The following is a 5,987-nucleotide window of genomic DNA, read 5'->3' on the forward strand; positions in this document are numbered from 1 at the left end:
TGATAAATTATTTACGGATAAATTAAGTGGGGCTAGCACTAATCGGCCAGAACTGCAAAAAATGCTGGCCTATATTCGTGAGGGTGATATTGTAATGGTCACTGAATTAGATCGCTTAGGCAGAAACAACCATGATTTGACTAAAATCATGAACACCCTTCAAAATAAGGGTGCCACCCTAGATGTGTTAAATTTGCCGTCCATGACAGGGATTGCTGACCCCAATTTACGTCAACTGATGACCAACTTGATTATTGAACTCTATAAGTATCAGGCCGAAAGTGAACGTAAGCGAATCATTGAGCGCCAGCAACAAGGGATTGCCTTAGCTAAGCAGCAGGGTAAATATCATGGGCGCAAACCCCAATATGCCAAAGATGATCCCCGTTTGCAACATGCTTTTAAGCTTTATCGAGCTGGCATGAGTGACATTGATGTGTCCCGAAATACTGGGATTAAGCGGACAACCTTTATTCGGTATCGAAAGAAATTCAGTGTGTATAGATAAATTTCTCATTAAATAAGCAGGGCAGTGAAGAAAAAATTTAAATAGGAGTGAAATAACAGATATATGGAAATAAAACTAATAGAGGTTAGTGCATTTTGGATAAGTAATTAAAAAGTTCCGATCCAGAAAAATACAAAGATAAACGTTGATCTAATGGCTTCATATACCTAAGAAAATAACAAATCAATTTTTAGACTTAAGATTTGGTTTATAATAGATTAGTATTAACGTTAACTAAATTCATGAGGAGTTTAAAATGAAAATTACACCAGAAACTAAAACACTTGCTGCCATTTTTCAAACTAACAGTAGTGTTCACTATGTAATACCTGTCTATCAACGCAGTTATTCTTGGAAAGATGAACAAATTGAAACGTTGTTTGATGGATTGAAGTCAATATTTGAGACAGGTTTTAAGAGACATTCAGAACCGCGTTTACCTTCCACAGCTCAAATAAATCATTAATCGTGATTAATAACTTATTTGAACCATGGAAAGCATTAAATCAGGCGGCCATTTGGCTCGTAAGTGTTGCGATTTCAACTTGTAAGGGGGTCTGGTAGCCCAGTGAACTATGAATTCTCTTCCTATTGTAGAAAGCATGCACATATTCAAAAAGGACAGCAGCGGCAGTTTCATAATTCTCAAAGACCGGCACTGGATAAACACATTCCTTTTTGAGGGAAGCATGAAAAGATTCCATTGGTGCATTATCGTATGGACACCCCTTACGGCTGTAAGAGTGGCGGATATGTAGTTCTGTTAACCGTTGGTTGTAATCATCGCTGGTGTACTGTGATCCTAAGTCTGTGTGGATAATCAGGTCCCCAGTAATGGTTCGATTTTTAACCGCGCTTTCCAGGGTCTTTAAGACTAAATCAGTATCCATCTTTTTTGAGAACGAATAGCCGATAATCCGTCGTGAGTGTAGGTCCATGATGGTTGATAAGTAACACCAGCCATTACGCTTCGTTTGAATATAGGTCATATCAGCGGTCCATTTTTGATTTAAACCAGTGGTCGAGAAATCCTGCTTAAGCAAGTTGGGACGCTGTTCAACCTTGGTTTTGGAAGCCGAAGCCGCTTTCCATTTATTGACGGTAACGGAGTGGATATCCAGTTCCTTCATGAGCCGGGAAATCCGTCTTGGGCTGCACGGACGCTGCAGTGGTTGAAGTTCCAGATTCCATTCATGGTGGATCTTCATAACGCCGTATCGCTGCTTGAATTCCGCAAAGATCCGCAGAATCCGTTGTTTTAAGTCCTCATCTTCGGCCCGGCGTTTTGAAGGCTTTGGGGATCGATAACGATAATACTGAGCTCTGGAAACACCGAGGATTCGGCACATCTTAGTTACCTGGTGGTGATGGCTTTCTTGTTGAATGTAATCAAAGATATTGGTTACTTCTGCGCAAGGAAGCCCAGGTCTTTTTTAGGATTTCGTTCTCCTCAGACAGCGAAGCCAGTCGCTTTTCCATCGCTTTGATTTCGTCTGGCGATTTACCGGATTGAGTTTTGGCCTGGCCCTGGATCCACTTATGAACGGTTGAATAGCCAATGCCATATTCTCTGGCCAGTTGGGCAGCTGATTCGCCTTGCTTATATAGGTTGATAATGTTTTGTTTGAATTCTTTGTCGTAACGAGTTGGCATGTAAAAATTCCTTCCTTTTGAGAGACGATTTATTCATTATACCCTCTCTTAAAAGTTGTCTCAGGAATCAGCTTACATCCAGCATTCCCTATTTCTATACAATCTACCGTACGAAGGCATTTCATTTACACAAGATTCTTGACGCTACCATTTTTTTACTAAGGAGGTCTCTTCATGGCCATCACCATTTTAATGGCTTGCTATACCCTGCTGGCTTTAGGAATTGGTTGGTACTTTTATGCTCATCGACGTCGTGCTTTCTTAGTCTTTCATCCCGAAAGTAGTCACGAATTAAGTCGTGTCTTGACGATCAGTGGTGTTGTTATGCTACTGATTGGTGTGCTGTCGGCAGTCGCCACCATCATGAACAACATGGTCTTCATTTCAACCATGTTGTTAGTCGGCGTTATTGCGATTATCAGTATTCAATTGATTCTATTACACTGGTTCCCTAAGGCGTAATCGGTTACACTTTCTCGCAGCTTTTTTACCATATCGCTTTTTATTTGCAGATAAATAACGTATGATAAGAGTATAAAGTAATGAGAGGTGAATATTATGTTACAACAATACAAGCACATTTTAGTCCCAGTCGATGGTTCCTATGAAGCCGAATTAGCTTTCAAGAAAGCAGTCGCTGTGGCTAAACGTAACGATGCTGATTTACATCTCGTTCACGTTGAAAACATTTCTGGCTTTGATACCAGCATGGTTGAACAAGTCACAGAAACGGCCAAGAAGACCCTCGACAAGTACGTGGCTGATGCCAAGGCAGATGGTCTTGACAAGATTGATTACGCCATTGAATACGGGGCACCGAAGACCATCATTGCCAGAGATGTTCCTCGGGGTAATGACACCGATTTGATTATGATTGGTGCTACTGGGTTAAACGCAGTTGGACGGCTATTAATCGGGTCTGTAACGGAATACGTCACACGGACAGCAGTTTGTGACGTCATCGTCGTACGGACGGACTTAGATAATCAACCAGCCAAAGCAGCACACCGCGCAGAATAAATTTGCTAACTAATGCTTTAACTATGGCAATTACTCACCGTATAAACTTTATCAATTTCACTTGCTGGTCATGCACGAAATGTAGCGGCGCGGATATCGTCCTAATAAAAAATGGTTTGATCCGCTTTACCGTGGTATCCATTGCGATCCATATATAATTTTGAAAAAGTGTCCGATAACTAACCCGATTTATCCAGAACATAATGATTCGTATTTGAAAGAATGTTTATCTAATTTAGCCAGTAAGGGGATTATTTTATAAATCTAAGAGGGTATCTCATTCGAAATACCCTCTTAGATTTAGCTAGTAATCCGCATTGAATTAAGATACTGGCTAGCTTAATTCAACTTTTAAATTGCTTACGATCTGTTAATAAAGCAATCGGTGAAAGAATTAAAATAATCACCGCTCCTACCAAATAAGTATGACTAAAGGCATGACTGATTTGTCGCTTTTTAGCATGCTTAATTTTTCCCATAGAATTCATTAAAGCTTCTTTTTGTGCCATTTGCTTGAGACCAACCAGCAATTTGTGTGGGCCTTGATTTATTTGTTGATTACTCGCATAATCTTATTTCCATGAAATAGCATGCAACAATATATCATATCATGATATATTGTTGCATGCTATTTCATAATATGCTATTATTTACTTGCAAATAAGGAGGCACACTATGAAAATAATTACTTTTTCAGCCATTAAGGGCGGAGTTGGAAAAACAACTTTAACTTTCAATTATGGTGAATGGTTATCTAGTAAGGGTTACAATGTTTTGATGATTGATAGTGATCACCAGTGTAGTTTGACCCAAACTTATGATATTTATAAAGATCATGATACCTTAGCTAATGTTTTTACAAAAGATAATGAAAAAGTAGAAATTATTGAGTTACACAAGAATCTGTCAATTATCCCTGCTTCTATGAATCTAGATACAATTAACAATGATCTTCAAACTAGAGCAAACAAAGAATTATTAATGTACATGTGGTTTTCAGATAACTATAATGAACTAAAAAAATTCAATTATGTATTGATAGATACGCATCCTGATTTTTCAACTATCACACAAAATATGATTGTAATTTCTGATTTCGTTTTCAGCCCAATTGAACCAAGTGAATACGGTTTTATTTCAAAAAGTAATTTGGAATTAAGAATGAAACAATTGAAACAAGATGTAATTAATGTCGAAACTCGACAAAGTTTTGTCACAGCGGAACTTAAATTCATTGGAAACCGGATAAAACATAATACTAAGTCATCTCATGAGTTTGTAGAACAAATGAAAAAAGACCCGCGGACAATTGCACTAATTCCTGAAAGAGAAATATTCAATAAAACAACTCTTAATCACAAACCGCTGATTAAGATGGAGCAAGAAAACAATTCAACACAAAGGGCCAAAGAATTTTTCGAAAATATCGACAATATCTTTGAAACCTTTGCGAAGCAATAGCGTAATATGATATGTCATGCTATATCATATTATGAGACAGAAAGGACTAGTATAATGGCATTTGAAGATAAAATGAATCAACTAAAAAATAGTATGAGCAGCAAACCTGCTAAAAATGAACCAACTGCACCTAGAATTTCAAAATCTTATACTTTGAAGCAAGATATTGCTAATGAACTAACTAGACGTGCAAAAGAGAAAGAATTAACAGCTTCCAGATATTTAGAGAAACTGCTAAAAAAAGAATTTAATCTTTGATTTTCGCTAATTGAAAAAGGGGTAAAATCATGGAAACTACAATGAACGAGATATTCCTTGTTGCTTGTATTATTATTTTTTGGCTATTTCCCGTTATCGGCATTTTGAAGAGACATAAAATAGGCAATCGTTTCTTTTTTAGACAATGATTATTCCCGTTACAATAATGGTTACAAGTACTATTTGAAAAATGGAGTGGTAATCGTCGATCAGTTATCCGTATATTACAAATGATATCCTTGTTTATTACTTATTTATGCGGACCGATCATGCTTTTGATTTTCAGTGCTTTCAACGAATACTTTCTTAAACACCCAGAGGCATTTATATTATTCGAATATTTACTGATATCTTCCGGCTCTTATTGGTTCAAACCCAAAGTAGGCAAAGTGTACAAGACCAAATAAAGTTGCCGGCGGGTAAGCGCTATGCTAGACTAAGATTAATATGACAACCGAATAAAAGATCAAGCTAAACAGAAAAAAGTCCCCAATTCACGAGGAATCAGGGACTTCAGGTTTAGCAAGTAGCTATCTGACAGCTACTTAGATTCAGTCGATTTAGACCGCCAAGTAAAAATCAACTGAATATTGTTCTTAATTTGTAGGTTAATTATACCGCAAACCGGTCCAAAAGGACAAGTTAAGGATAGTTAAAAAACAAATTAAATCCAATGGACTAAGTAGCCAACAGAAGCTGCCTAGTCCATTTTTGTTTAGTTGCTATAAATTAAAAAAGTTGCCGGTTGGGCAACTCACAAACAGACACATGCTGATGAAATTGCAAAGCCATCACTACCAAATGTACGCTTTGTAACTTAGTTAAAGCATATCAGATTTGTATTTTAAAGCAAATCAAATGTTTTGGCAACTCTCTTTTGGGACAGCAGGTGTCAGTCAAGAAGGGAGTTTTTATGATGGATCAAGCAAATTTTGATTTTTATAAAAAAGATAACGTTTATGGAACTTTATTTTTTCAATTTCCCAAGGTACTAATGTACGGAGAAAAATATAAACACCTAAGTAGTGATACTAAACTGGCTTACATGGTTCTCAAAGATCGGCTAGAATATTCATTACGAAATAAC

10 protein-coding genes and 1 pseudogene are annotated in these 5,987 nt (G+C 37.2%); 8 read left to right on the top strand and 3 right to left on the bottom strand.

The window, feature by feature from the left end:
- Both ACKTR2_RS09940 and ACKTR2_RS09945 read left to right on the top strand, forming a co-directional pair.
- Positions 1–508: recombinase family protein (locus ACKTR2_RS09940; RefSeq protein WP_407884973.1), on the top strand; the 508-nt coding region annotated here is incomplete at its 5' end.
- 256 nt (positions 509–764) lie between these two features.
- Positions 765–974: a GmrSD restriction endonuclease domain-containing protein gene (locus ACKTR2_RS09945; protein ID WP_068226454.1), complete on the top strand. Its 210-nt coding sequence runs from the start codon at positions 765–767 to the stop codon at positions 972–974.
- A 40-nt stretch (positions 975–1,014) separates the two neighbouring features.
- Here ACKTR2_RS09945 and ACKTR2_RS09950 read toward each other — a convergent pair whose 3' ends face one another.
- Positions 1,015–1,857 (bottom strand): IS3 family transposase, encoded by an 843-nt coding sequence (locus tag ACKTR2_RS09950; RefSeq protein ID WP_407884975.1) that lies wholly within the window; start codon positions 1,855–1,857, stop codon positions 1,015–1,017.
- A 40-nt stretch (positions 1,858–1,897) separates the two neighbouring features.
- On the bottom strand, positions 1,898–2,161 hold the full coding sequence (locus ACKTR2_RS09955; RefSeq protein ID WP_056986488.1) for an IS3 family transposase: 264 nt from the start codon (positions 2,159–2,161) through the stop codon (positions 1,898–1,900).
- A gap of 174 nt (positions 2,162–2,335) precedes the next feature.
- Between ACKTR2_RS09955 and ACKTR2_RS09960 the strand changes: the two genes are divergently transcribed.
- The 3 genes and pseudogenes from ACKTR2_RS09960 to ACKTR2_RS09970 form a co-directional block, all read left to right on the top strand.
- Entirely contained in the window at positions 2,336–2,623 is a 288-nt protein-coding gene (locus ACKTR2_RS09960; protein ID WP_011668133.1) for a hypothetical protein, read from the top strand.
- A gap of 96 nt (positions 2,624–2,719) precedes the next feature.
- Positions 2,720–3,181 carry a universal stress protein gene (locus ACKTR2_RS09965; protein ID WP_407884978.1) on the top strand — a complete coding sequence of 154 codons (462 nt, stop codon included), beginning with the start codon at positions 2,720–2,722 and terminating at the stop codon, positions 3,179–3,181.
- A 31-nt stretch (positions 3,182–3,212) separates the two neighbouring features.
- Positions 3,213–3,443, top strand: a pseudogene (locus ACKTR2_RS09970) (pyrimidine dimer DNA glycosylase/endonuclease V); the annotation flags it as partial.
- Positions 3,444–3,525: 82 nt separating this feature from the next.
- On the opposite strand, the gene ACKTR2_RS09975 reads toward ACKTR2_RS09970, so the two are convergent.
- Positions 3,526–3,690: an MFS transporter gene (locus ACKTR2_RS09975; RefSeq protein ID WP_075168959.1), complete on the bottom strand. Its 165-nt coding sequence runs from the start codon at positions 3,688–3,690 to the stop codon at positions 3,526–3,528.
- 166 nt (positions 3,691–3,856) lie between these two features.
- Here ACKTR2_RS09975 and ACKTR2_RS09980 point away from each other — a divergent pair, with 166 nt between their 5' ends.
- From ACKTR2_RS09980 to ACKTR2_RS09990, 3 genes are all read left to right on the top strand, one after another.
- Complete coding sequence (locus ACKTR2_RS09980) at positions 3,857–4,642, top strand: ParA family protein (protein WP_054712564.1); 786 nt, start codon at positions 3,857–3,859, stop codon at positions 4,640–4,642.
- Between the two features lie 54 nt (positions 4,643–4,696).
- Positions 4,697–4,900 (top strand): hypothetical protein, encoded by a 204-nt coding sequence (locus ACKTR2_RS09985; protein WP_054712561.1) that lies wholly within the window; start codon positions 4,697–4,699, stop codon positions 4,898–4,900.
- Positions 4,901–5,813: 913 nt separating this feature from the next.
- On the top strand, positions 5,814–5,987 hold a 174-nt coding region (locus tag ACKTR2_RS09990), incomplete at its 3' end, for a replication initiator protein A (protein ID WP_407884981.1).

Source organism: Furfurilactobacillus curtus (assembly GCF_045862785.1).
GTDB lineage: Bacteria > Bacillota > Bacilli > Lactobacillales > Lactobacillaceae > Furfurilactobacillus > Furfurilactobacillus curtus.

Excerpts from the sequence above, each read along its gene's own strand:
- ACKTR2_RS09975 (WP_075168959.1), bottom strand. The coding sequence starts at position 3,690 with ATGGCACAAAAAGAAGCTTTAATGAATTCTATGGGAAAAATTAAGCAT.
- ACKTR2_RS09965 (WP_407884978.1), top strand. The coding sequence starts at position 2,720 with ATGTTACAACAATACAAGCACATTTTAGTCCCAGTCGATGGTTCCTAT.
- ACKTR2_RS09980 (WP_054712564.1), top strand. The coding sequence starts at position 3,857 with ATGAAAATAATTACTTTTTCAGCCATTAAGGGCGGAGTTGGAAAAACA.
- ACKTR2_RS09955 (WP_056986488.1), bottom strand. The coding sequence starts at position 2,161 with ATGCCAACTCGTTACGACAAAGAATTCAAACAAAACATTATCAACCTA.
- ACKTR2_RS09950 (WP_407884975.1), bottom strand. The coding sequence starts at position 1,857 with ATGTGCCGAATCCTCGGTGTTTCCAGAGCTCAGTATTATCGTTATCGA.
- ACKTR2_RS09945 (WP_068226454.1), top strand. The coding sequence starts at position 765 with ATGAAAATTACACCAGAAACTAAAACACTTGCTGCCATTTTTCAAACT.
- ACKTR2_RS09985 (WP_054712561.1), top strand. The coding sequence starts at position 4,697 with ATGGCATTTGAAGATAAAATGAATCAACTAAAAAATAGTATGAGCAGC.
- ACKTR2_RS09960 (WP_011668133.1), top strand. The coding sequence starts at position 2,336 with ATGGCCATCACCATTTTAATGGCTTGCTATACCCTGCTGGCTTTAGGA.